Here is a 26,331-nt window from a genome sequence, read left to right on the forward strand (position 1 = left end):
CCGGATAGCCTTATGTCATGTTCCTGTATATCTGTTTAAATTCTTCTTCAGTTCCAATACAAGATCATCCGCCAGGCATTTGGGTTCCATGACCATTGCCTGGCTTCCAAAACTCAAAATCCACTGCTTCATGTTATCATAATTCACGAAATCCCATTCAAAGATCAGGTGGCCCTGCTCATCTTCCGTATAACATCCGGCCCCGTATTCTTCCACAAGCCTGTATTTTGCTTCTTTTTCAAAGACTGCTCTAAGTTTCACTGCATCCTGTCTGAAATAGTCCTGAAAATCTGCCTCCGCTTTACCTGCAATTCTCACCAGAAAACTGTTTTCTGTCTCTTTGAGCGATCTCTCGGTATTCTTCTCCTTTGCCGTAATAATACAAAAAATTCACCGTATGCCGGCTGGAAACCGCATGTTTTATGATCCCGATCTTCTCTTTCAGTGATTCTTCATAGTGAGAAGCCAAATCGATCAGGATCATTCCTTCTGACAGAACCGAATCTTCCGGTTCTAAAGAGAGCTTTTCCATGAGACTTAACGCAGCGGAAGTCCTCGATACGCTGTCAATTCCTTTCAGCCCTTCAAAAACTGCTCTCAGCTCTTCTTTCGTAAAAACAGTTTTGTCAAGCTTATAGCCTTCTGCGATGCGGATTCCGGCGCCGTAACTCTGTCGTTTCTGAGCAAAAGTGTGATGATTCCGATTAAACGGTCTATTTTCATTGAGATGCCTCCTGCATAAAGAACAAAAAATTTTTAAAAGAAAGAACAAAGTGGGCAAGCCCACTTCAACGCCCCAACCCCTCACTCTTTGAGGGGCTTGACAACTTTGGGTGCCAGATGCAATTTGCCGCAGGCAAATAATTTCCTTACGCATCTGTGCACAACCCGCGGAGCGTTTTTATTTCATAGGGAAGGTCGCAGAACTTTCCTATGAAATGAAAAAACTCCGTTTCATCTGAAACGGAGTCCTATGAGCGTGCGGGGATTCGAACCCCGGACAACTTGATTAAAAGTCAAGTGCTCTACCACCTGAGCTACACACCCTGATTATGTTATTTAATTCTGATGGAACTGGGCTAGCTGGATTCGAACCAGCGGATGCAGGAGTCAGAATCCTGTGCCTTACCACTTGGCGATAGCCCAACAGCTTTATCAATATATCACAGCAAAAATCTTATGTCAACTACTTTTTTACTGATTTTCCAAAAAATATGAGACAGATCTCCGTCTGCGATTTCCTGATTCGGAACTGAGCGTGCGGGGATTCGAACCCCGGACAACTTGATTAAAAGTCAAGTGCTCTACCACCTGAGCTACACACCCTGATTATGTTATTTTTAATTCTGATGGAACTGGGCTAGCTGGATTCGAACCAGCGGATGCAGGAGTCAGAATCCTGTGCCTTACCACTTGGCGATAGCCCAACAGCTTTATTAATATACCACGGAATTTCGACAAGCGCAATGGTTTTTTATATTTTTTTTAATTTCTTTTGTTCTTGTATGCCGAATAAAAAATGTTGTAAAACTGTCCTATTTAGTTTTACAACATTTTCTTTCAGCATTTTTTTATTTTACCGTTACGCTGACCTTTTTATACTTTCCATTTTCACTGATCACATAAATTGTTGCCTTACCGGCTTTCTTTGCCCTGATCTTTCCCTTATTATTTACTGCTGCCACAGAACCTTTTGATGTAATGTAACGTATTTTGCACCGTGTTTTTTCGGCTGTTTCCTGCCAGACGGGACTTTGACCTTCGCTTTAATAACGGCTGTCTTTCCCTTTTGAAGTTTCATTGATCTCTTCTTTACAGAGACAGAGGATGCATTTGCATACTGGGAACTAGCCCTCATCAATACATGTGCCGTATTAGATTTTCCAATGTTCTTTTTCTTTTTGTTCACATTTTGATATGGTCTTACATAAAACTTATAGGAACCGTTGGATTTCAGTTTCCGTTTTCCGACTTTTAGGGTATTACATACTGCAGGATGCCACAATCTTATAGTTATCTGGTATATTGTATTTATTTTCCACAGGCTCGAGATTCCAGCTGATCTCACATAAGGTCTCCCTCATCACCTTTTTGCAGTAAAGCATGACAATGCCCGCATCGATTTGTTCTTCGTAGAGATTGGTCTCCTCATCGTCCCTTACCGTAAGGATCAGCAGTCCGCCGTCAATAATGAATCTCCACGGCTGGCGGTTCAAAGTAGAAGGCGCCATTCTTGCATAATTTAACGGTTCATAAACAGCCCGGCTCACAAGCTCATCCACTGTTGCCTTATTATCCCATGTATCAATAAAAACGATCTCTTCTAAAGGCATCCTTGGGGATGTAACGCTGTCTTTCACCTGGAAATCCGCATTGGCATATCCTTTTCCCAGTGTGACATTCCCTGTAACCTTTTTAAACCGCTTCTTTCCGTATCCTAATGCCATGATCGCCACCACTTCTTTATCCGTGACAATGTTCAGCTTTTCAATGACTGTATGGCTGTCTTTAAAAGTAATCCAGCAGGAATCCACTCCCAGAGAATGAGCTTTAACAGAGATAGATTCACCCACATATCCGCCGTTTTCAATATAATGATCCTTTTTCTCTGACAAAACGATCATATAATGCGGCGCATTGATCAAAATCCCTTTATACCCTGCATACCCATCCAGCTGGCGGTAAACGGTATCATTATCCATGAACCGAATATCGATCTCAATACTGTCATCCAGACGCTCACAGGACTGGGCAAAATCCCGGATCTTCTTAATTGTACCGGCATCGACTTCCTTCTCTTTATAATCCCTGACGGAGTTCTTGCTTTCAATCAAATCTTTATATTCCATAATCATACAACCTCCCTTATCCAGTAAAAACATCTTCCTGCTACTTGTTATATTATACCTTATCGCGCAAAGCGCGTCCACCCGAGAGACATATTCCACATAATTTCCGTTCGGCTCTTAGAATGCCTCGCTCCAGTCATGTAGAAAATGGATATAGTGTCTGCCGCAGAAGCCGGCCTTACAAACTGCCCTCCAGCGGCTTAAAAAGGACAGGTGGATCATTTCCCCATCTGCCCTTTTTATCTATTCTTCTAAATAAGATTCTATGACTTTTACCGCTTTGTCTATGCCTGTCCGGCCGGTGTTGATGACCAGTTCATAATTGCTCGGATGTCCCCACTTGATTTTCGTGTAATAGTTGTGATAAGAGGCTCTCTCCCGGTCAGTCCTCTTGATCAGTTTCCCTGCTTCCTTTTCTGTGATCTGCCGCAGTTCCATAATTCTCTGAATCCTGTCTTCGAGCGGACTGTGGACAAAAACTGAGATGCACTCTGCCTGATTCTGCAGGATAACATCCGCGCATCGTCCCACAAAAATACAGGAGCCTTCGTCTTTTGCCATCTGCCGGATGGCAATGGACTGAAGGGCAAACAGCTTCTCCGAAGTGACTACAAAATCCCTTGTAATGTCCGTTGCAACATGTCCAGCCGGCATCACCCCCAGAAACCCCCGGAAGTCTCTGGCCTCTCCCTGTTCTTCCACGAAGTCTTCAGGCACATTGCCAAGTTCAGCTACCTTTGTTATGATCTCGCTGTCGAACAGCTTGATCCCCAGCTTCTCTGACAGATGTTCTCCCAATTCATGGCTAAGACCAATATCTTATCTACATTATACCATGATAGAGCAAAAAAAACAGAAGGAATTGTTCTTTTATAAAAACAATCCCTTCTATTCTCTTCCTATATAACAGCGATATGATAAGTTTCCAGCCAGTAGTTGACCTGAAGCATAAACGCCACCATCTGCGGTCCTGCCATCAGCTGTCCATACCACGGCTTTCCGTAGTCCGATGGACTCTCTAAAAATTCTTCCGTTTTCTTTTTATCGATCAAATCCCGGATCGGAGCGTTTGGATCTGCGATCACTTCCCGCAGCCGGTCTCCCAGCATTTTTTCATATTCAGGATGATAAGTTTTCGGATACGGACTCTTCCTCCTGTATAATACTTCATTTGGGAGGTCTCCTTCGCCCGCGGCCCTTAACAGGCCTTTGACCACACCACCCGGACATTTCATTTCCCACGGCACGTTCCACATATATTCCACGATTCTGTGGTCGGCAAACGGTACTCTGGCTTCCAGCCCGGAATACATGCTGGTACGGTCCATCCGGTCCAGAAGTGTGACCATAAACCATTTAAGATTAAGATAAGAGATCTCTCTCCTCCTGCTTTCTGTTGGATCTTCTCCAAGTAGCCTTGGGGTTTCCCCGATTGTCTTTTCATATGCCCGCCGTGCATGGGCTTTCAGATCCACCGCCTGAAGCACATCGTCGCTTAACAGAGCCTCCCTGGGCTCCATATCCATAGACCACGGAAATGCATGGGCCTCAAAACACTCTTTTTTATGAAACCACGGGTATCCTCCGAAAATCTCATCCGCACATTCTCCGGTCAAAGTAACCTTCTTTGTCTCGGCGACTTTCGAACAGAAATAGAGAAGGGAAGACTCCACATCAGCCATGCAGGGAAGGTCTCTTGCGTCTACGGCGCTGTATAGGTTCTCAATCTGCTGCTCGTTATTACATTCCAGGTAAGTGTGATTCGTTCCCGATGCCTCTACCATGCGGTCTACCCAAGGGCGGTCCTGGGACGGCTGAAAAGAATTGGCCTTAAAATACCGGTCATTGTTTACAAAATCAAAAGAAAAGGTATTCAGCTGTTTCCCCTGTCTGTCAAGCTCTTTGGCACAGATGGCTGTCACAAGACTGCTGTCCACCCCTCCGGATAAGAATGTACAGATTGGGATATCTGAGAGCATCTGCATCTTTACCGCATCATGGACCAGATAAGACAGTTTCTCTACTGTCTTATCATAAGATTCCTCATGAGGCCGGCTCTCAAGCTTCCAGTAGATGTGATCTTTCAGCCCCTCCGTACTGTACTCAAGAAAATGACCCGGCAATACTTCTGAAATGCCTTTGAATACTCCTTTTCCATAGGATTTTGCCGGTCCCAGTCCAAAAATCTCACCGAGTCCGTCCCCGTCTATGACCGGTTCTATCCCCGGGTACTGAAATATACCCTTGATCTCGGATGAAAATACAAGGGTCTGGCCGGAAAAAGCATAAAACAGCGGTTTGACCCCAAGCCGGTCTCTGAACAAAAACAGCTTCTTTTCCGCAGAATCCCAAATGCTGACCGCAAAAATGCCGTTCAGCTTCTCCACAAAGGCCGGTCCGTGAAGGATGTACCCCTCCAGGATCACTTCCGTATCGCTCGCTGTCCTGAAGATCGCCCCTTCCTTTTTCAGCTCCTGTTTCAATTCCTTCATGTTATAAATTTCACCGTTATACACAATGACAAACTTACGTCCGGATTCCTCTCTGACCATGGGCTGATGACCGGTGTATAAGTCAATGATCGAGAGACGGACATGGGCCAGGCCGCATCCGTTTTCCAAAAACGTTCCCTGATCATCCGGGCCCCGGTGCTTCTGTACCCGATTCATACGGTTCAGAATATCCTCCCACTGTCCTTTCTTTTCCAGATACCTGTTATGAGGATTACAAAATCCCGCAATACCACACATATGTGCCACCTCTTCAACTATTTTTCATGCAGGCTCCGCGGTGAAGCATCACCGGGAGCCTTACGTTCTATCCCCGGATAACCGGCTGATATTGTCTGCCTTCCAGCGCTTTTTCCACCGTCGGGATCAAAAGGCTGGTATCGGCGATCATGGAGTTCGGTTTTTTAACCGGATCATCCTGCCCAAATGGTACAAAATAAATATTTTTCATATTCATCAGGGCTCCGATGTTCTTCATATTTATTCCCAGAGCGTCATTGGTTGATACAGAAATCACCAAAGGTTTATCGTTCCTTAAATGGGCTTTTGCCGCCATCAGGACCGGTGAATCTGTGATCCCGCTGCACAGCTTTGCAAGCGTGTTTCCTGTACACGGGAAGATCACCAGGATATCCAGAAGACTCTTTGGACCGATCGGTTCCGCCTGGGCAATCGTTTTCATCGGGGTAATCCCAGTGATCTTCTCTGCCCTCTCTAAGAAATCCTCTGCCTTTCCAAATCGGCTGTCTATGCTCTGTGCGGCCCCGGAAAAAATGGTCTGCACCTGTGCTCCTTCTTCTGCCAGCTTCTTAAGCTGGATAAAAATTTTTTCATATGTGCAGAATGAGCCAGTTACGGCAATTCCTATTTTCTTTCCTTTTACACTCATCATACATCCCATTCCGTAATCATTGTTTCTGTCAGAATGGCAGCTGCTGAACACGCTGCATACTTGCCGGGAATTCCAAGACATTGTTTTGCATTGATCCCCAATTCGTCTGCCGCCCTGAAATCCACGCCTCCCGGTGCAGATGCAATATCCACGATTAACGCCTCTTTTTTTACCTGTTCCAGACGTTCTCTGTCTAAAATCATGGCCGGAATCGTGTTAAAAATAAAATCAGCCTGAGAAAGCTCTTCCTTCAGCTCATCGAGAGAGACTGCTTTCATTCCAAAGGACTCCGCCAGGGCACGCTGCTCCTTATTTCTTGCGGCTGCCGTTACTTTGGCTGACCAAAGCTTCAGCTTTTCTGCCAGGACGCTGCCGCATCGTCCGAAGCCTGTCACCAGACAGCGGCTTCCCTGTATCTGAACAGGAGAGTCAAAAACAGCTTCTGCCACAGCCCCCTCGGCAGTGGGCACGGCATTTTTTAACGCCACTGAGTCCAATTTCATAAAGTCATGGACAGCAACCCCCGTATTCATGCAATAGTGGCAGAAGTCATCCGGAATACAACCCGCAAAGATCTTCTGCCCTTTCCTCAGATGCCGTTTTACATCCTCTATTCCGAAGTCAGCACAGCATTCCATGGAAACCAGGTTTTCACGGTCTTTGGAAAAAGGAATCGGGCCGACCAGGATTTCTGCATTTTCCACAGCTTCTTTCATGGAAGAAGCCTGCACCTCCCCGGATGCGATCCCATAGGTAATCACAGAATAGCCTTTAAAAGCAAGCTGCTTTGCCATATAAAACTGTCTTAAATCACCGCCAAGCACTGCAAAATCATACATTTTACCGCTCCTTTCTGCTGCCATCTAATGATAGTATATGAAATTTGTCACAGAGTTGCTTCATTTTCTCCAAATTTTACAGACAAATGACGCATAGTCTGATATATTAGAACCAGTAACCAGGTTGTTGTTTTAAAGAAGGGAGTTCTTAAAATGAAATTTTTTATCTGTGAACACTGTAAAAATATCATGACTTTGCTGAACGACAGCGGAGTGCCGGTCATGTGCTGCGGCCAGAAAATGACGGAGCTTGTTCCAGGCACTACCGACGGGGCAGCAGAAAAACACGTTCCGGTCGTTTCAGCGGATGACCGCAAGATCAGCGTAAAGGTCGGAGAAGCCGAACACCCTATGATGGAGGCTCACTACATCATGTTCATCTGCATTGAAACCAGCCGTGGCCACCAGATAAAATATCTGAATCCGGGTGAAAAACCGGAGGCAGAATTCCTTCTGGCAGACAGTGAGGAATTTATTGCCGCATATGAATACTGCAATCTCCACGGACTGTGGAAAGCATAAAACCGGACATAATAAAAGAGGCATCTCTGATCTTCTCAGAAATGCCTCTTGCTTTATGTCTCTTAATTTAAGACTACCCTCATATTAATTCTTTATCCTTTGTAATTAGTCCTCAAAACGGACTAGATGACGATTAGAAAGGCCAAGGCCATCTCATGCATGTCATTGTTTTATCCCCCTTTATACTGCTTTGCTTTCGACAATTATCTCTGTAACAATACACACTATAAAAGGTCCTATTCCTTGTTTCAATATATCTGCGGGGAACGACTTGATATTCGAATAACCGTCATCTTTTTTTCCATTTAATAGTATCCAGAAGAATAATTTTTACATGAAATCTTCCGTTTTCAAACCGGAAGGAAACATCTCCATTATACTTTTCGGCGATCTCTATCATATTGCGGCTTCCGATGCCGTGCTTTTCTTTGTCATGTTTTGTAGTTTTCAGCCGGCCGTCTTCTATGATCACCGGCTTCATGGTCCGGTTGCTCTCTTCCAAAACTAAATGATGCCCGTTGAGTTTGACCGTGACATCAACGGTCTTGTCATCCATATCCCTGACGGCTTCCGCCGCATTTTTGAGAAGATTGGAAAATAAAATACAGATCTCTGCATTGGTCATGTTAAGCCTGCTTGGAATCTTTCCTTTCCAGCTGAGCTCGATCTTCTCACTCTGAATGATGTCATTTACCACAATATCAACCACATCATTTCCCGTGGAAATGAGAATATTCAAACGCTTTATATTTCCGGTCAGTTCACGCAGATAATCTCTCGCACTGCCATACTCTTCTTTTTCAAGAAATCTGCTCAGGCATGCCAGCTGGCTTTTCATATCATGTCTGATCTTTTTGGTCGTCTCCTCCTTTTGAAGGAGCAGTTCATAATACTTTTTCTGTTCATTTAACAGCCGTTCGTTCCACAGCATCTGCTGTTCAAACTGTTCCTGCTCCTGTCTGACTCTGCAGATCCGGTATATAATACTGCTGATTCCAAACAGCATCAGAAGAAATCCAAGCAGGATCTCCAGTCTCTTGCCGATGGATGTCCAGTTTTCAAACCCTTCCGACAGAAAAGGACCGGTACAGGCGATCACTCCTACCAATACCATGGCTCCCAATGCCACATCGCTGTATGTATATTGGATCTTCCTGACCTCAAATCTCTTCCGGAGCGCAATGATAACAATCAAAAGAAGAAAACTGAAGACTTCCTCTACATCGGCGAAATGATTGCTGTTATAGGCTGTCTGGAAATCCATCTGTGCAAAAAAAATAATAAACAGTCCGATCAAAAAATCCATGATTGAAATTCCAAGCCAGGTAAACACTGACAGGAAAAACTTATTAAAATAAATCCATGCCGACAACATAATGAACAGCACAATAACTATATTCACGGGAAGCTGGTACTTAAAGCTTACCAGCACTCCCAAAACCGCCGGAATCTGAAACATCAGCACCTGCCGTTTCCGCACCGGTTCGATCCCTAAAATCCCCCTCATGATCAAGATCATCTTCCAAAGTTCAATGGCGTACACATACACCCAATATAATCCTTTCACTTTTCACCCTCACTGCCCATTTTCCATATGGGTTCATTAAATCACCTTTGCATATTTGGTTATATACTCAAAATAGTGTTTCTTGACTTCCTTCTGTTTCCTCTTGGAAATCTGAAATTCCTTTCCGCAGAACAGCACAAGCCGTTCTTTATAATAATGCTCTACGAATTGGAAATTAATAATGTATCCCTTGTGGATCCGCTGAAACCTCTCATCCAAACACCCCTCAATCTTTTTCAGAGACAATCTCACGATCAGATGCCCTCCCACAAGAAACACCGCTATTTCATCGCCCAGAGCTTCGATCCATCGAATCTCCCGGAAGTATACGAATCTGCTCTCCTCCTTTCCTTCCAGCACAATCCCTTCATTGTCGTTCATATCTTTGAGCGCATCTTCCAGCGCCTCCAAAAGCTCCTGTCCGCTTCCACTTTTATACAGATACCTGAATGCCTGAACCTTAAAAGCTCTCTGGACCCATTCATCATGGCTCGTTATAAAAATGATCTTTCCGGGTCTCTGAAGGTTCTTCCACTCTTCCGCAACAGAAAATCCATCCATATCCGGCAGTTCCACGTCGAGCAGGATGATATCGAACTCATCCTCCGAAGAAAGCAGAGCTTTTCCCCTTTGAAAACAGAAGATTTGTGCCTTTTGATTTCTGCACTCCAGGAACCGGAGGCATTCATCTTCCAAGATATCCAAATAAGTCTGTTCATCGTCACAGATTGCTATTTTTAACGTTCTCTCCATCCTCAGTCCTTTCTATATTATAAAACGTAAAATATAATCATATTTTACCCCTTTCCCACGCCAAATGCAAAAAAGAACAGGCATGTGCAATAAAAAATGCATCATGCCTGCTTTTTTTAATTATGATAAATATTTGTCTGTGCTCCGGCAGATTCTGGGATTACATTCTCTAAGGATGTTGTCTCTGCTGATCAACAACAAAACCCGCCAAGCTTGTGGTCAGTATAGAACAATACCGTATGATCGTCAAGCATATTGGTGGAAATCCAGATATACGTTCTAATTTCCTGATAACCGTTCCATTTTTTACATTATATTACTTGTATTATTTGCTCTGATATCCTTCCGGATGTGTGCTGTGCCACTTCCATGCACTCTCAATGATCTCATGAAGATCCGCATGTTCCGGCTTCCACCCAAGGACTTTCTTTGCCTTCTCACTGGATGCGATCAGCACTGCAGGGTCCCCGGCCCTCCGGCCTTCTTCCACTGCCTTGATCGGTTTTTGCGTTACCTCTTTTGCAGTCTCGATCACCTCTTTGACCGTAAAGCCGATTCCATTTCCGAGATTGAAGATATCACTTTCATTTCCTTCCATCAGATATTTTACCGCGAGGATATGCGCTTGTGCAAGATCCGTCACATGAATATAGTCCCTGACGCAGGTCCCGTCTTTGGTCGGATAATCGGTTCCGAAAATACTGATCGCTTCTCTTTTTCCGTTCGGCACCTGAAGGATCAGCGGAATCAGATGGGTCTCCGGATTGTGGGCCTCGCCGATCTCTCCGCTTTTATGGGCTCCGCATGCATTAAAATAGCGCAGTGATACAAACCGGAGTCCGTGTGCTTTGCCCACCCATTTGAACATCTTTTCCATGGAGAGCTTTGTCTCGCCATAAGTATTGGTCGGCTCTGTCCGGTCTGTCTCCAGGATCGGAGTCTTCTCCGGTTCTCCATAGGTCGCCGCCGTAGAAGAAAAAACAATCTTATCGATGCCGTGTGCCACCATAGATTCCAGCATGGTCTTTGTGCCGCACAGGTTGTTGTCATAATATTTCAGGGGATTCGTCATGCTCTCACCTACGAGTGAGTTTGCCGCAAAGTGGATGACCGCATCGATGCCGGTCTCCTGATCCAGAACGCTGTCCACAAATGCCCTGTCTCTTAAATCTCCCTGATAGAATTTGGCTTTCGGGTGAACCGCCTCTTTGTATCCGGTCTCCAGGTTATCAATGATCACAACGTCTTCTCCCGCATCAGTCAGTTCATAAACCGTATGGGACCCGATGTAGCCTGCTCCGCCTAATACTAAAATCTTCATATTTCATTCCGCCTTTCTTACTGCTGATCCAGTGTAAAAATGAATCTCTCAAACTGTTTCCTGCCCTTTTCGGTGCATTTATAAACTCCTGCATCCTCAAGGACTTTTACAAATATCTGTCCGATCTCTTCTTTCAGGATATCCATGACATTCTCTTTGTTGATCTCCTTATATTTTGGCACAAACTGCTCCGCCCAGTCAACATGCTTTCTAAGACATTCATATTCTTCGATCGGAGTTTTACATACAAGGCACTCCGCAAGAAGCTCCATTTCTTTTTTTAATCTGGATGGCAGCACCGCAAGACCCATGACTTCGATCAGACCGATATTTTCTTTCTTAATATGGTGATATTGTTCATGAGGATGAAACAGCCCCAGAGGATGTTCTGCAGTCGTAATATTATTTCTCAAAGTAAGATCCAGCTCATAGGTCTCCCCGGTCTTTCTCGCAATCGGAGTGATGGTATTGTGCGGTTCCCCGCCGGTCTGTGCATAAATATGGGCATCCCCATCGCTGTATTCCCTCCATACTTTTAGGACATGATCCGCCATATCAATCAGCCGATTCTCGTCCTTTGACCGGATTCGGAGCACTGACAGCGGCCAGTTTAAGATTCCCGTCTCCACATCCTCAAATCCCTTGATCGTATAATGTTTTTCGATCTTCGCATCTGCCATTGCAAACTGGTAATGTCCTCCCTGGAAATGATCGTGGGACAAAATAGAGCCTCCGACGATCGAAAGGTCTGCATTGGAGCCTAAAAAGTAATGGGGAAACTGCCTCACAAAATCAAACAGCTTCACAAAAACCGTCCGGTCAATCTTCATAGGCACATGCTCTCCGTTAAATACGATACAGTGCTCATTGTAATAAACATACGGTGAATACTGGAATCCCCATCTGCTGCCGTTGACTGTAACCGGAATGACTCTGTGATTCTGTCTCGCCGGGTGATTCATGTGCCCTGCATACCCTTCATTTTCCATGCACAGCTGGCATTTGGGATAACGGCTCTGCGCCGCATTCTTTGCCGCGGCAATGGCCTTCGGGTCCTTTTCCGGCTTGGAGAGATTCACGGTAATATCAATGATTCCATATGGGCTGTCTACGGTCCACTTCCAGTCCTTCTTCACACGGTATCTGCGGATATAGTCTGTATCCTGACTGAACTTATAGAAAAATTCGGTGGCTGCTTCCGGACTTTTTTGATACTTCTCCCGGAAATCCCGTATCACCTGGCTTGGCCTCGGCACCAAAACACCCATGAGCTTTGTGTCAAACAGATCTCTCGTCACGACATCATTGCTCTTTATAATATAACGGTCATATGCCTCATCCGTCAGTTTTGTCAGGATTTCTTCCAGATCGATCTCCCCGGCAGGTCTTTTGGGCTCCTCGTAATCATCCAGCTTAAAGATCTCCAGATACTGATTGATCGTGTAAATCTTGTCCTCCGGTTCGATCAGTTTTTTATCGAGCCCATACTGTACTAATTTTGCAATATATTCATCAATCATCTTCCTGCACCTCGAATTTAAAAGCGGTAAACACTGCATAACTGCCGCCTTTTCTGAGGATCACCTGTGGCTTTTCCTCAAGATTGACAGCATTTGGAATGAACTGGGTTTCCAGGCAGACACCGTCCCTGTTTTCGTTGACTCTTCCCTCTTTCCCCGGCAAGCCTCCTTCCAGAAAGTTTGAAGTGTAAAGCTGTACAGTCGGAAGGTTCGTGGAAACTGTCACTTTTCTCCCTGTTTCTTCATGAAACAGCGTGATCTGGTCTTTCTGCCCGCTGAAAACAAAAGCGTGGTCATACCCTCCTGCAAAGTTAAGCTGTTCATGATCTTCATCGATCCGTTCCCCGATCCTGTGGAATTTTCTGAAATCGAATGGGGTGCCGTCCACGAAGAGTTTTTCGCCGGTAGTACATCCGTCCTGGTCTACACAGGCAATCTGAGCTGCTTTTATTTTCAGCTTATGGTCATAAACCTTTTCTTTTCCTCCGGACAGGTTAAAGTAGGTGTGGTTGGACAGATTTACAATCGTGTCCTTGTCGGTCGTTCCGTAGTAAACCATGGTAAACGTATTTCCTGTCAGTTCATAGGAAACATGTATCTTCAAGTTTCCAGGATATCCTTCTTCCATATCTTTTGACAGATAGGAAAAGATCACTTTATGGTCCCGGATCTCATAATCCCAGACTTTCTTATCGAACCCTTCTGTGCCTCCGTGAAGATGGTTCGGTCCGTTATTGACCGGCAGATAATACTCCTGTCCGTTAAGGGTAAACTTTCCGTCTTTGATCCGGTTCGCCGCCCTTCCTAGGATTCCTCCGATATATTTGTCATCCTCCTTATAGTCTTCTATATTTTGAAGTCCGAGCACAACATCGTCTATATTTCCTTTGTTGTCTTTCATCCAGACCGAAAGGATGTGGCATCCCAGATTTGTAACTCTCACTGTCAGATCCTGATTCTTCATCTCAATGATGTCAATGCCGTCTTGTCGCTGTTCGATCACTTTCATCTCCGCCATTGTCCTGTCTCCCTATAAAACTTTCATTCCGCCGTATTTGCGGACTTTCAAAATATGGCACGCTTCTTCTCCAAATACACTGTCCATGGTTTTCTGATACAGCGGAACGATCTCATCCGGTACAAAAGCCTGAATGGTTCCTGCAAAGCCTCCCCCGTGGACACGGCTCACACCTCTGTCTTTCAATATCACATCACTGACTGCAAGTCCGATGGAAACACTCTGGTTGTTCACCTGGTGATTGGAATATACGTTTTGTAAATACTTGAAAGAGGAATCTCCTGAATCCTTCACCAGTTTTTTGAAGACCTCGAATTTTCCCTGTTCCAGAGCCTCCGCCTCTTCTTCCACCCTCTTATTTTCCTCAAACAAATGCATGGCGCGGAGCACGGCCCGGTCCCCAAGGATTTCACGGATGGCCGGTATATTCAGATAAAAGTCGGTCTTGTCTACTTTCCGCAGCACATCTTCTTCAAAATAATGGGCCACCTGCTTCATTTCAGACGGAATCATGGCATAGTCCTCTGTCAGATCCGCATGGGACCCTCTCGTATCCACAATGCAGAGGCTGTGTCCAAAACCTTCAAAGTCAACTTTTACCTGCTTTACTTCCGGCTCCTCCGGATTTTCAAAATCAATATAGATCATTCCTCCCACAGAAGACGCCATCTGATCCATCAGGCCGCATGGTTTCCCAAAATATTCATTTTCTGCATACTGGCCCGCCTGGGCTAAGAACACCGGGTCCAGTTTCATCTGATTGTACAGTCCGGACAGGATCGTACCAATCAAGGTTTCGTAGGCTGCGGAGGAAGACATTCCTGCGCCGATCAGCACATCACTGGTGATATATGCCCGGAAACCTCCTATCTTATGACCTTTCTGTTTCAGCCTGGCGGCAACCCCCCTGATTAGTGCCAGAGAGGTTTCTCTTTCATCCTCTTTGGCAGGCAGGTCGTTTAAACCGATTTCCATGCGCTCATATCCGTCAGATACTATCGTGATCTTCTCATCTTCTGTCCTGGCAGTCACTGCAATGGCATCCAGGTTAATAGACGTTGCAAGAACCTTACCATATTGATGGTCCGTGTGATTGCCCCCCACTTCACTTCGTCCCGGTGCAGAATAGATCTCCACTTCCTCTTCCCCGAATATTTCTTCATACTGATTCAGTGCTTTTATGTATCTTTCTCTCTGATATTCCAGCACACTGTCATCTACATAAATATCTTTCAACAGACTCTCATAAGTTCCTTTTTTAAATTCTTTGATCAACACACTTGAATCTTTCATCTTTCCACCTCCGCAGAATGTCAGGTAGTGTCAAGTTTTACTACCTGTCTTATTGTTTTAACCTTGATTTTATGGGAGTTTGCAATAAAAAGAGCAATGACCTCCCTTTTTGAAGTATAATGTAGTCACCACAACCAAACATAATACGAAAGGAGTTCATTGCTCATGGACATTATACTTTATTTACTTCAACTTATTCAATACCAACATAAACAACTTTGCTGGCTTATTCACTTTATCTGTAGATACATCCCACTTAAGCAGTGGGCTTTCGATGATTCCCATTCTCCGAAATATCAAAAATTTAAAATTGATCAGCTCCCCAAAATCATTTCCTATAAACAGGAATGGAACTGGAAGGATCTCATCTCTTACTATCAACGGCGTTACCATAAATCCATTAAGCCTGTGTTCAGACGCGTGGAATGTGATATTCCCAAATCCTGTCACTGTCCTGTTTGCGGTGCGCCGGTTGACTATCTCACGTGGAACGATGGGAAACGAAAATCCCAAGTGCTGTGCAAGGTCTGCCAGACACATTTTTCTCCAACCAAAGATAACCGTTTTTCCAAAACTACCGTGTTAAAGTGTCCTCACTGCAACCGCAATCTTGAACACAAGAAAGACCGTAAACACTTTATTATTCATAAATGCGTAAATCCTAAGTGTCCTTACTATCTGCACAACCTGAAAAAAGTTGATAAAAAGCATCTGAATGAGGATTACGGTAAAAATAAATATAAGCTTCACTACATCTACCGTGAATTCACGATAGATTTCTTTCGGATGGATTTAAACTCTCTCCCAAAGAATGCCTCTTCTCTCAAATTCACCAAGTTTGATTCCCACACCATGTCTCTATGTCTGACTATGCATGTGAATCTTGGACTTTCTCTCAGGAAAACTAAGCAGGCGCTCCATGACCTTTACGGTATCACTATCTCTCATCAGAGCATTGCCAACTACTGTAAATCCGCAGCTCTTTGCATCAAACCCTTTGTCGATCATTACGATTATGGCACCGAATCCGTCTTCACGGCTGATGAAACCTATATCAAAATCCGTGGTGTTAAAGCTTACGTCTGGTTCATTATGGATGCTGCAAAACGTTCCATCATTGGATACCGGATCTCTGATAATCGCGGTGTTGGTCCCTGTATCCTTGCGATGAGAATGGCTTTCCGAAATCTAAAAGAGCTTCCGAAAAACTTTAAATTTATTGCGGATGGATACAGTGCCTATCCATTAGCTGCCCAGCAGTTCTTCCATGAGTTTGGTGATAAATTTAAGTTCAGCATCACTCAGGTAATTGGACTTACCAACGACGATGAAGTGTCAAAAGAATTCCGACCATACAAGCAGATGATTGAAAGGCTCAATCGTACATACAAGGTCTCTTACAGACCTACGAACGGCTTTGACAACATCGACGGCGCCAACTATGACCTTGCTCTATGGGTTGCTTACTACAATTTCCTTCGTCCTCACAAACACACAGGATATAAAGTCCTAAATGAGGTGGAACTGCTAAAAGGAGCCGAAAACATGCCCGGCAAGTGGCAGCTTCTTATATTCCTTGGTCAACAGACGATCCTGAATCTTCAAAACCGGACCACAGCCTAAAAGGAGTGGAACCGTTGTCACGCAAACCGTGGAATACCACAGTGCACCGCACAAGGATATGCCGCGAAAGTTGCTTGACATAAGGGTTCTCGGATTATCCTGTTTAGCAGAAAAGGGGCAACTGCGCCCTTTTCCTGCCTTCCGGCGAGGATGGGTTCGGGCAAAGTCTGATATTAGGTCAAGGGACAAGTCCCTTGCGGGTACTTAGGGCAGCGCCCTAAGCCCTCGGAGAGCTTAACGTTATCAATATCTACAGGTTTCAAGGTTCATCTGAGCCTATTTTTTATGCTCAGCTTTTTCATACATCACTTGACACTATCATCAATTCACTTGCTCAATGTTAAGTAGCCTATCAATATTGAGTAGGCTATTTTCTTATGTTAAATAACTGTTCTATCAAAAGTAAACATTTTTGTATACTCGACCTACTTTAATATTCTTGTCTGCTCAACCTTCAAAATTCCTAGGTTTTACGCAGGTTTTCGGACTGTTTTTATACCTGATTTGCCGAGCCTTAAAAATGCTAAAAGTCCCTTATTTTAAGGTGTTTTTCACACTTTTAATTATGTACTTTAGTCAACAATACCACACACTCAACATGCCCCGTATGCCCAAACTGATCCACAACCGCCACTTTCCGAACTTCATATCCTTCTCCCCCCAGCACCTTCAAATCCCGAGCCAATGTCCCAGGATCACAGCTGACATACACAATCCTCTCCGGCCCCATCTTCACCATAGTATCGAGCAATGCCTTATCGCACCCTTTCCGGGGCGGGTCAACAACGATCACATCCGCATAAACCCCATTCTTCTCATACTCTCGTGGCAGTACTTCCTCCGCCTTCCCCACAAAGAACTTCACATTATCCATACGGTTCATCCTGGCATTCAATCTGGCATCTTCAATGGCTTCCTTTACAATCTCAACCCCATAGACCTGCTTTGCCTTCTGTGCCAGGAACAGAGAAATCGTTCCGATCCCACAGTAAAGATCCCACACAGTTTCATCCCCGCAGAGCCCGGCATACTCCAAGGCCTTCTCATACAGAACCTTCGTCTGCCTTGGATTCACCTGAAAGAATGACAGCGGCCCGATCTGATACTTCACATTCCCAATATAGTCATAAATATAAGCAGGTCCATAAACCTCTTCTACCTTACTTCCCATAATCCGGTTTGTCCTCTCCCGGTTGCTGTTGACACAAATGCTGGTCATACCCTCAACCTCTTTTAAAGACTCCACCAGTTCAGAAAGATTCGGAAGATCCTTCTTCCTGCCGTTCACCACGAGACATACCATGATTTCCCCTGTGACAAACCCAACTCGGGTCATGATATGGCGCACCAATCCTCTATGATTTTTTTCGTCATAAGGCTCCACATGGTTCCTCTCCATGTAATCAAGAACCTTTTTAAGAATCTCCTCATTGACCGGATGTTGAATTGAACAGTGGGTACAGTCAATAATAGAATGAGTCCGTCCCGCATAAAACCCGGTGATCAGTTTTCCATCCTTGTTCCGTCCCACAGGAAACTGGGCTTTGTTCCGATAATAATACGGCTCGTCCATTCCATAAATCGGTTCCATGAAAGAGCCTGCATTTTCAATCCCGCCGATTCGTTCCAGACAGTTTTTTACCTTATTAAATTTATACTCCAGCTGCTTTTCATAAGACAGATGCTGGAGAGTACATCCGCCGCACGGACGTGCGGAAGGACATCTGGGCTCCACACGGTCAGGAGACGGGACAAGCAGTTTTTCTACTCTTGCAAATCCATAATTTTTCTTTATCTTGATGATGCGGGCAAGGACTTTGTCCCCCGCGACGGCATCTTTTAAAAAGAGGGCATAGCCGTCTGCATGGCCGATGCCCTCTCCTTCATTGCCCATATCATCAATTTCCACTTCCACTAATTGATTCTTTTTAAATTCCATAGGCACCTCTTATTTCATCATCCATAAATGAAAATTAAATGGATGATTCTCTGATCTTTGTGTCAAACAAACGCTGGAAACCGGACCATTCCTGGCCTTCCTGCTTCTTCTCGATCACCTCTGCAAATGTCTCCATCTTAGCATCCAGATTATCAGCCTGGCTCAGTGCAAGTGCTTCTGCCAATGCAGGTTTTTTCGGTGAACCGAATTCCAGTTCCCCGTGATGGGACAGAATACAGTGTTTCACTTCGTTGGCAAGCTTTACAGGGAATCCCGGGATCTCATCCATGAGTTTGGAAAGCTTGATCGTTCCCATGACAATATGTCCCACTAACTGGCCTTCGTCTGTATAATCATTTTCAGGAAATGCTGAGAGCTCCTCTGCCTTTCCGATATCATGGAACAGTGCCGTTGTGACGAGCAGGTCTCTGTTTAACTGCGGATACAGAACTGCATACTGTTCACATAACTTTGCCACGCTGACAGAGTGCTCCAGCAGGCCGCCGATGTATCCGTGATGTACACTTTTTGCAGCAGAATGAATCTTAAACTTCTTTACAAACTCTTTATCTTCTACGAAAACCTTCATGGCAAGTTCTTTTAAATACGGGTTCTGAATTCTCTGGATCATTGTTAAAAGCTCATCAAACATTTCATCGATATCTTTTTTTGTGGATGGCATATAATCGGAAATCTGGTATTCTCCTTCATCTGCCTTCCGGATCATTTCAATATTCAGCTGATTATTTCCCTGGAAGTTTGTGACCTTCCCTTTCACCATGATATAATCCATGGCCTCAAAATGTCCGATGGCATTGTTAAGTTCCCATACTTTTCCGTCGATCATTCCGGTTTTGTCCTGGAGCGAAAGAGAATAATAGGTCTTTCCAAATTTTGATGTGCCGGATGTCTTTGTCTTGCACAAAAATACCTCCGAAACCATATCTCCTTCATGCAGCTCACTTATATATCTCATAATTTAACCTTTCTAGGGCCGCCTTAGAGCCCGCACCTCTTTTACTTTCCCTATTATTACATAAACTGCCCCGAAAATCCACTGGAAAATTGCCGTTTGGCTCGTTTACATGCCACATATTTTATGCTACACTTTTTCTAAATCTAAAAAAGAAAACCTTCTATAAATAATGGTTTTTGAATAATCTGAGGGAAAAAATATGAATCAAAAAGTTTTAAATACATTAGAATATGACAAGGTCATCGAAAGGCTTAAAGCGTATGCCACCACAGAGCTTGGAAAAGCCGCCTGTGAAAAATTAGAGCCGATGACGGATGAACCGGAAATATCCCTGGCCCAGGAACAGACACAGGATGCCCTGACCAGACTTTATAAACAGGGAAGTATTTCATTTTTTGGAGTACATGATCTGGGGGCTTCTCTGAAACGCCTGAAAATGAAAGGGACTTTGAGTGCCGGAGAACTTCTGGAGATTGCCGGTCTTTTGGAGGCAGTAAAAAATGCACTGGCCTACGGTGCACAGCGGGATGATATGGCGGATGCCGATTCTCTGGATTCTGTATTTGAGTCTCTGGTACCGATGGACGGCCTGTTAAAGGATATCAGACACTGTATTATTTCACCGGAAGAGATCAGTGATGATGCCTCCTCCGCCTTAAAAGACATCCGCAGAAATATGAAACTGACCAATCAGAAGATCCACAGCCAGCTCACGGCTATGGTCAGTTCTTCCTCCAACAAAGACATGCTTCAGGATGCCCTTGTGACCATGAGAAACGGACGCTATTGTATTCCGGTAAAACAGGAGTACCGCGGACAGTTTAAAGGAATGATACATGACCAGTCTTCCAGCGGTTCTACTCTGTTTATCGAGCCGATGGCGGTGGTGACTCTGAACAATCAGTTAAAAGAGCTGGAGGGACAGGAACAGACAGAGATCGAGCGTATATTATCGCTTTTAAGCGAACAGGCTTCCTACGATATGGATGGTCTGGCACAGAACCAAAAGCTTCTGGTTCTGCTTGATTTTATTTTTGCAAAGGCTAAATATGCCAAAGACTATAACGGCAGCAAACCGATTTTCAGAGAAGACGGCGTGATCAATATCAAACAGGGGCGCCACCCTCTGCTTGACCCTAAAAAAGTGGTTCCGATTAACGTCTCTCTCGGCGATGCATTTTCTATGCTGGTCATTACCGGGCCAAATACAGGGGGTAAAACCGTTTCATTAAAGACCGTGGGCTTATTTACACTGATGGGGCAGGCAGGCCTTCATATTCCTGCATTCCAGGGTTCCAGTCTGGGAATTTATGAAGAGGTATTCGCGGATATCGGAGATGAACAGAGTATTGAACAGAACCTGAGTACTTTCTCCTCCCACATGACCAATATTGTCTCTATCATTCAGAATGCCCATCGTCACTCTCTGGTGCTGCTGGATGAGCTGTGCGGCGGAACCGATCCGGTGGAAGGCGCTGCCCTGGCTATATCCATTCTGACGGACCTGCATGACCGGGGCGTAAAAACTATGGCGACGACTCATTACAGCGAACTGAAAATGTTTGCGCTCTCAACGGACGGAGTTGAAAATGCTTCCTGTGAATTTGATGTAGAGACATTATCCCCGACCTATCGGCTGATGATCGGCATTCCCGGAAAAAGTAATGCATTTGCGATTTCACGGAAGCTGGGACTCGATAACCATATTATTGTGCATGCATCGGATCAGATTGATGAATCAGTAAAAGATTTTGAGACCATACTGGCTGATCTGGAAAAGAGCAAGCAGACGATTGAGCAGGAACAGGAAGAAATCTTTGAATACCGGAAAGAGATCGAAAACCTGAGAAAGAGTCTGAAGGAACGCCAGGAAAATATAAAAGAAAAGCGTGAGAAACTTCTCCGCGAGGCCCGTGAGGAAGCCTACCGGATTATTTCCGAGGCAAAGGAAACTGCCGATGAGACGATCAAGGAATATAACAATTTAAAGAAGCAGTCAGGCAAAGATGCAAACAGGAAAATGGAGCATATGCGAAGTGATCTTCGCGGCAAAATGTCCAGACTGGAAAAAGATATGGCATATCGTTCTAAAAACAGAGCGTCCAAAAAACATGAACCTGGAGATTTTCAGGTTGGAGATGAGGTTTATGTGACCAGCCTTTCCCTGAGCGGCACAGTCCAGACACTTCCCAACTCCAAAGGAGACTTGTATGTACAGATGGGAATGATGCGCTCCAAAGTCAATGTCAAAGACCTGGAGATCACTAAGAGTGTGAAACAGGTGAAACGGGAAAATGCAAGAAATGAAGCCAGAAACAGTGGGCGGACTGCGATCAATAAGTCTTCCAGTATCCGTCCTGAAATCAACGTCCTTGGTATGACAGTGGATGAAGCCGTCTCCCAGCTTGATAAGTTCATTGATGATGCCTGTCTGGCAAACCTTGGACAGATTACCGTCATTCACGGAAAGGGAACAGGGGCCCTGAGAAAAGGGATCCATAACTACTTAAAGACTCTGAAAAAACAAAAACGGATCTCTGGATACCGAGACGGAGAATTCGGTGAGGGAGATATGGGTGTTACGGTTATCATGTTGTAATATCTGACCAAAGTTTGATTTTGTTTTTATCACATTTATACAAATTCTCAACATCCAGTTGACAGTTCGCAGCGGCTGTGATAAATTTGTATCAACAATTCGATAGGGATCGTGACTATTATAGAATAGGCGAGACCTGAATTATAATAAGGCATGAGTTATGTCTTATTATAATTTAGGTCTCTTTTTATATTTGGGGGAGGGATAAAAATGGAGCAGGAGTGCTTTCATGTTAAAAAGGTCTTAAACAATAATGTCATATTTTCAAAAAACCAAGAGGGACAGGACATTATTCTCACAGGCCTTGGACTGGGTTTTCAGAAGAGAAAAGGGGATCCGGTGGAGGCAGAAAAAATTGAACGAATTTTTATACTGAAAGAAGAAGCTACAGGAAACAGACTTTCGGAGCTGTTAAAACAGATTCCTATTGACTACTTTTATCTGGCGGATCAGATTAAACAGCATGCAGAACAAAAGCTTTCTAAGGAATTAAATCAGAATATCTATGTGACTCTATGTGACCATATGTATTATGCAGTAGAACGTTTTAAACAAGGACTTTTGTTCCAAAATCAGTTGATGTGGGAAATCAAACGGTTCTACCCTAAGGAATATCAGATTGCGTTGGAAGCGATCAAACTAATGAATTCCACTCTCAATGTAAAGCTTCCGGAAGATGAAGCCAGTTTTGTTGCCCTGCATATTATTAATGCAGAACTTAACGGTCACGAAATCCAGTCAGTCATCGATATGACAAGGCTGATCAAAGGAATCTGCAGCATTGTACAATATGAGTTTAAAATAGATTTTGATGAAAATTCCTTAAACTATACAAGGTTCATACTGCATTTAAAATTCTTTTCCCAGCGGCTTATGATGAATGAGCCTCCGGCAGAAGAAGCATCCTTTTTATACCCTCAGGTTCAGGAAAACATGCCGGAAGCATTTCAATGTTCCCGGAAGATCGCTTTATATATACAAAAAAGCTATAACTACACCATTACGAAAAGTGAACAGGTCTATCTGACCATTCACATTGAACGGCTGCTGTCAGAGAGCAGAAAGCTGTAAATCATAAGTTGCTAAGATTGTGACTGCTTCGGGCAGGCAAGACTTAAGATAAATTATTTCAATCTTAAGGAGGAAACAACATGACAAACAGACAAATGGCAGAAGAAATTCTGCAAAAAGTAGGTGGGAAGCGGAATGTGATTTCTTATTCCCATTGCTCCACAAGGCTTCGCCTTGACCTGAAAGATTCCGGCAAAATCGACCGGGATAGTCTTGATAAGCTGGATGGTATTCTATCTGTGATGGATGTGGCAGGACAGACCCAGATTGTACTCGGTCCCCAGGTCCAGTACATTTATGAAGAACTCCAGGGGATCTTTCCGCAGAGTTCTTCTGCTTCTTCGGAGGCCGGCAGTCAGAAAAAGAAAGGGTTTTTAGGGTCAGCTCTGGAGATCATCTCCAGCCTGTTTACTCCCCTCATTGACGTTCTGATCGGCGCTGGTATTTTAAAGGGACTTTTGAGCATCCTCACTGCATCCGGTATTTTGACGGACGCCAGCGGAACCTATCAGATTTTAAATGCAGCTGCGGACAGTCTATATTATTTTCTTCCAGTGGTGCTGGCGATCACTTGCGCCAAACGCTTTAAGACAAATATGTTTGTGTCCGTAACAATTGCCGGAGCATTATTATATCCGAATCTGACGGCTCTTTATGATGCCGGAAAGGCTATCAGCTTTTTAGGTATTCCTGTACAGCTGACCACATTTAAGAGCAGCGTATTTCCAATTATATTTGCGATCTTACTGCTCTCATATGTAGAAAAAGGCCTCGCAAAACTGCTTCCTGAGAAGATCAGAAGCCGAATTGCTCCATTTTTCTCTCTCCTAATTGTAGTTCCTGTGACGATAACCGTCTTTGGACCTCTTGGCTCTATGCTCAGTAATACGATAGCAGGATTTTACATGAACCTGTATGGATTTAACCCTATGATTGCGGGAGGTTTCATCGGCGCCATTGCTCAGGTGCTTGTTATTTTCGGAATTCATTGGGGATTATTCCCGATCATTTTCTCCAACATTGAAAAGTTTGGTTTTGATACCATCCTGGCTGTATTTGGTCCCAGCATTATCGCCCAGTCAGGCGCTGCTTTCGGTGTATGGCTGAAAACAAAAGATCAACGGCTGAAACAGATCGCGGCCCCTGCGGCTCTCATGGGATTTTTCGGAATCTCTGAACCCGCGATTTATGGAATTACATTAAAATATCGCAGAGCATTTGCGGCTGCTATCATCGGAGGAGGTATCGGTGGTGCCGTTGCAGGAGCCTGCGGTGCCAGGGCTATGGCTGTAGCCGTCGCTGCCGTTCCAACCTTCCCTGCTTACTTCGGTGCCGGATTTACCGGGTTTGTAATCGCCTATTTTGGTGCTTTCCTGATTTCCGCTGTTCTTACTTATCTTTTCGGTTTTAATGATTCTATGATACCGGAATCAGAACGGGCTGATGTAAATGTCACGGCAGATCATACAGAGCTCAGTACATCCACATCCAAAGCTGTAGCAATCAAAGTACATGCGCCTGCTGACGGTACAGTTCTCCCTTTGAACAAAGTAAAGGATCCTGCATTTTCCTCTGAGGCACTTGGAAAAGGTATTGCCGTCATTCCCGAAAATGGAAAAATTACAGCGCCTGTTGCTGGAACTGTGGCCGCCGTTTATCCGACCCTGCACGCATATGGCATTGTAAGTGAAAACCAGGAAGAATTTTTAATACATATCGGAATCGACACGGTAAAATTAGATGGGAAATACTTTAAGTCTCATGTAAAGACTGGTGATATTGTCATGCCTGGAGATTTAATTGCTGCCGCTGAAATAGATGAGATTAAAAAAGCAGGGTTTGACCCTACGGTCATCATTGTTGATACATCAGGCGGCTCCGAGAGAAAAATGACCTTACTCCGGGAGGGATCCGTCTCTTCCCAGGAAGATCTGCTGCTCATTGAATCATTATAAGGAGATCTATATGTTTAAAGAAAAAATGATCCCTCTTTATGCTAGAAGTAATGATTGCTGCAGACTGAAACAAATTCCCGGCTGTAACAGGAACCACCTCCTCGATCCTTCTGTGATCGGGAAGGTGGAAAAGTCCGGAGTTTTTCTGACAGACTATGAGAAAGCTCCCTTCACACCTTTTATGGATCTTTCTTCCCTGAGGCTTGAAATGGGCTCCAACAATGTGGACATTACAGATGAAACTGTAGAACAGATACCCTTTTTGATCAGACTTTCTGACCGCTTTATCCCTGTTACCTTTTTTCGTCTTCCAAACGGGCAAATGCAGAAACCGGTGATTTTCTTCCACGGCGGAGGCTTCCTCGGAGGAAGTACGAAGGTCCTTGAACATCAATGCAGATTTCTTGCAGAACAATCTAAAGCCACTGTCATTTCTGTGGATTACCGGCTGATTCCCGAAAATCCTTTTCCCGCAGCCCTCAATGACTGCAAAGAGGTTATCTCTTGGATCTGGGACCATGCGGGAGAATGGAATTTGGACAGAAACAAAATCACTGCTGCCGGCGAAAGTGCCGGCGGCAACCTTGCTGTTTCATGCTCCCTTTCTGAAACAGGAAAAAAAGTGGCGCTGACCATGCCTGTGTACGGTGCACTGGATTTATCTTATGCCGAAGATACGGACTACTGGGACTATCATAAATATGAAGTCATCCCGGAACACTACAATCATGCAATGACAAGACTCAACCGCTTTCGGATTTTAAACAATACCATTCATGATTTGTACGCAGCCAACGGAGAAGACGTGAAGGATCCTTCGATTTCTCCGCTTTATGCAAATGATTTGTCCAAACTAAAAAAAGCGGTGATCATCGAAGCCGAATTTGACTATTTCCGCTTATCCAACGATTTATTTGCTGAAAAATTGTGGGATTCTGGTATACCGTGTGAGGTGATCCGTTACCAGGGTATGGATCACGGTTTTTATGACCGCCTGGGATTTTGCCAGCAGACAAAAGATTGTATTATGGAAATGGCACTACAGATCAGAAAACTATAAAAGAATAAAGGCAGCGGATGGTGT

21 protein-coding genes, 4 tRNA genes and 1 pseudogene are annotated in these 26,331 nt (G+C 44.4%); 6 read left to right on the forward strand and 20 right to left on the reverse strand.

All coding sequences use genetic code 11. The features are described from left to right. Positions 1–15: 15 nt before the first annotated feature. From QGT46_RS01165 to dpsA, 12 genes and pseudogenes are all read right to left on the reverse strand, one after another. Positions 16–318, reverse strand: coding sequence for a WYL domain-containing protein (locus QGT46_RS01165; protein ID WP_301589181.1), 303 nt, complete (start codon positions 316–318; stop codon positions 16–18). After that, complete coding sequence (locus QGT46_RS01170) at positions 302–772, reverse strand: hypothetical protein (RefSeq protein ID WP_301589182.1); 471 nt, start codon at positions 770–772, stop codon at positions 302–304. The genes QGT46_RS01165 and QGT46_RS01170 overlap by 17 nt, the downstream gene beginning before the upstream one ends. A gap of 202 nt (positions 773–974) precedes the next feature. Further along, positions 975–1,047 (reverse strand) — tRNA-Lys (locus QGT46_RS01175). A gap of 27 nt (positions 1,048–1,074) precedes the next feature. Beyond that, positions 1,075–1,146 (reverse strand) — tRNA-Gln (locus QGT46_RS01180). Positions 1,147–1,253: 107 nt separating this feature from the next. Beyond that, a tRNA-Lys gene (locus QGT46_RS01185) sits at positions 1,254–1,326 on the reverse strand. 29 nt (positions 1,327–1,355) lie between these two features. Further along, a tRNA-Gln gene (locus QGT46_RS01190) sits at positions 1,356–1,427 on the reverse strand. 144 nt (positions 1,428–1,571) lie between these two features. Beyond that, positions 1,572–1,724, reverse strand: a pseudogene (locus tag QGT46_RS01195) (Ig-like domain-containing protein); the annotation flags it as partial. A gap of 258 nt (positions 1,725–1,982) precedes the next feature. Further along, positions 1,983–2,849 (reverse strand): nitroreductase family protein, encoded by an 867-nt coding sequence (locus tag QGT46_RS01200; protein ID WP_024728370.1) that lies wholly within the window; start codon positions 2,847–2,849, stop codon positions 1,983–1,985. Positions 2,850–3,092: 243 nt separating this feature from the next. Then, positions 3,093–3,647: an AAA family ATPase gene (locus tag QGT46_RS01205; protein WP_301589183.1), complete on the reverse strand. Its 555-nt coding sequence runs from the start codon at positions 3,645–3,647 to the stop codon at positions 3,093–3,095. Positions 3,648–3,748: 101 nt separating this feature from the next. Continuing rightward, positions 3,749–5,599: an asparagine synthase (glutamine-hydrolyzing) gene (gene asnB, locus QGT46_RS01210; RefSeq protein ID WP_148460119.1), complete on the reverse strand. Its 1,851-nt coding sequence runs from the start codon at positions 5,597–5,599 to the stop codon at positions 3,749–3,751. 67 nt (positions 5,600–5,666) lie between these two features. Beyond that, complete coding sequence (locus tag QGT46_RS01215) at positions 5,667–6,248, reverse strand: dipicolinate synthase subunit B (protein ID WP_024728374.1); 582 nt, start codon at positions 6,246–6,248, stop codon at positions 5,667–5,669. Next, positions 6,248–7,090 (reverse strand): dipicolinate synthase subunit DpsA, encoded by an 843-nt coding sequence (gene dpsA, locus QGT46_RS01220; protein ID WP_024728375.1) that lies wholly within the window; start codon positions 7,088–7,090, stop codon positions 6,248–6,250. Before dpsA ends, QGT46_RS01215 begins: the two co-directional genes overlap by 1 nt. Before the next feature lie 153 nt (positions 7,091–7,243). On the opposite strand from dpsA, the gene QGT46_RS01225 reads away from it, so the two are divergent. Then, positions 7,244–7,612 carry a desulfoferrodoxin family protein gene (locus QGT46_RS01225; protein WP_148460118.1) on the forward strand — a complete coding sequence of 123 codons (369 nt, stop codon included), beginning with the start codon at positions 7,244–7,246 and terminating at the stop codon, positions 7,610–7,612. A gap of 289 nt (positions 7,613–7,901) precedes the next feature. Here QGT46_RS01225 and QGT46_RS01230 read toward each other — a convergent pair whose 3' ends face one another. From QGT46_RS01230 to QGT46_RS01255, 6 genes are all read right to left on the reverse strand, one after another. Next, complete coding sequence (locus QGT46_RS01230; protein ID WP_301589184.1) at positions 7,902–9,179, reverse strand: sensor histidine kinase; 1,278 nt, start codon at positions 9,177–9,179, stop codon at positions 7,902–7,904. A gap of 36 nt (positions 9,180–9,215) precedes the next feature. Further along, the gene (locus tag QGT46_RS01235; protein ID WP_024728378.1) at positions 9,216–9,932 is read right to left on the reverse strand and encodes a LytR/AlgR family response regulator transcription factor; all 717 of its coding nucleotides are present in this window, start codon (positions 9,930–9,932) and stop codon (positions 9,216–9,218) included. Between the two features lie 325 nt (positions 9,933–10,257). Continuing rightward, on the reverse strand, positions 10,258–11,253 hold the full coding sequence (gene galE, locus QGT46_RS01240) for a UDP-glucose 4-epimerase GalE (RefSeq protein ID WP_024728379.1): 996 nt from the start codon (positions 11,251–11,253) through the stop codon (positions 10,258–10,260). 17 nt (positions 11,254–11,270) lie between these two features. After that, a complete protein-coding gene (gene galT, locus QGT46_RS01245) occupies positions 11,271–12,773 on the reverse strand; it encodes a UDP-glucose--hexose-1-phosphate uridylyltransferase (protein ID WP_301589186.1) in 1,503 nt (500 codons plus the stop codon). Then, positions 12,766–13,791, reverse strand: a complete 1,026-nt coding sequence (locus tag QGT46_RS01250; RefSeq protein WP_148460115.1) for an aldose epimerase family protein — start codon at positions 13,789–13,791, stop codon at positions 12,766–12,768. Before QGT46_RS01250 ends, galT begins: the two co-directional genes overlap by 8 nt. Positions 13,792–13,803: 12 nt before the next feature. Then, on the reverse strand, positions 13,804–15,084 hold the full coding sequence (locus QGT46_RS01255) for a galactokinase (RefSeq protein WP_024728382.1): 1,281 nt from the start codon (positions 15,082–15,084) through the stop codon (positions 13,804–13,806). Between the two features lie 165 nt (positions 15,085–15,249). Here QGT46_RS01255 and QGT46_RS01260 point away from each other — a divergent pair, with 165 nt between their 5' ends. Beyond that, a complete protein-coding gene (locus QGT46_RS01260; RefSeq protein WP_148459887.1) occupies positions 15,250–16,707 on the forward strand; it encodes a DDE-type integrase/transposase/recombinase in 1,458 nt (485 codons plus the stop codon). Positions 16,708–17,266: 559 nt separating this feature from the next. Here the strand turns inward: QGT46_RS01260 and rlmD are convergent. After that, a complete protein-coding gene (gene rlmD, locus QGT46_RS01265) occupies positions 17,267–18,646 on the reverse strand; it encodes a 23S rRNA (uracil(1939)-C(5))-methyltransferase RlmD (protein WP_148460304.1) in 1,380 nt (459 codons plus the stop codon). Positions 18,647–18,680: 34 nt separating this feature from the next. Next, a complete protein-coding gene (locus tag QGT46_RS01270) occupies positions 18,681–19,622 on the reverse strand; it encodes a 3'-5' exoribonuclease YhaM family protein (RefSeq protein WP_006567930.1) in 942 nt (313 codons plus the stop codon). Between the two features lie 199 nt (positions 19,623–19,821). Between QGT46_RS01270 and QGT46_RS01275 the strand changes: the two genes are divergently transcribed. The 4 genes from QGT46_RS01275 to QGT46_RS01290 all read left to right on the forward strand — a co-directional run bounded on the left by QGT46_RS01275 (position 19,822) and on the right by QGT46_RS01290 (position 26,307). After that, positions 19,822–22,221 carry an endonuclease MutS2 gene (locus QGT46_RS01275; RefSeq protein ID WP_006567931.1) on the forward strand — a complete coding sequence of 800 codons (2,400 nt, stop codon included), beginning with the start codon at positions 19,822–19,824 and terminating at the stop codon, positions 22,219–22,221. 210 nt (positions 22,222–22,431) lie between these two features. Further along, complete coding sequence (gene licT, locus QGT46_RS01280; RefSeq protein WP_006567932.1) at positions 22,432–23,292, forward strand: BglG family transcription antiterminator LicT; 861 nt, start codon at positions 22,432–22,434, stop codon at positions 23,290–23,292. An 80-nt stretch (positions 23,293–23,372) separates the two neighbouring features. Beyond that, positions 23,373–25,247 carry a beta-glucoside-specific PTS transporter subunit IIABC gene (locus QGT46_RS01285; RefSeq protein ID WP_148460303.1) on the forward strand — a complete coding sequence of 625 codons (1,875 nt, stop codon included), beginning with the start codon at positions 23,373–23,375 and terminating at the stop codon, positions 25,245–25,247. Positions 25,248–25,257: 10 nt separating this feature from the next. Further along, positions 25,258–26,307: an alpha/beta hydrolase gene (locus QGT46_RS01290; protein WP_301589198.1), complete on the forward strand. Its 1,050-nt coding sequence runs from the start codon at positions 25,258–25,260 to the stop codon at positions 26,305–26,307. The last annotated feature ends 24 nt before the right edge of the window (positions 26,308–26,331 follow it).

It is taken from the genome of Anaerostipes faecis (assembly GCF_910574135.1).
In the GTDB taxonomy this organism is placed as follows: Bacteria; Bacillota; Clostridia; order Lachnospirales; family Lachnospiraceae; genus Anaerostipes; species Anaerostipes hominis.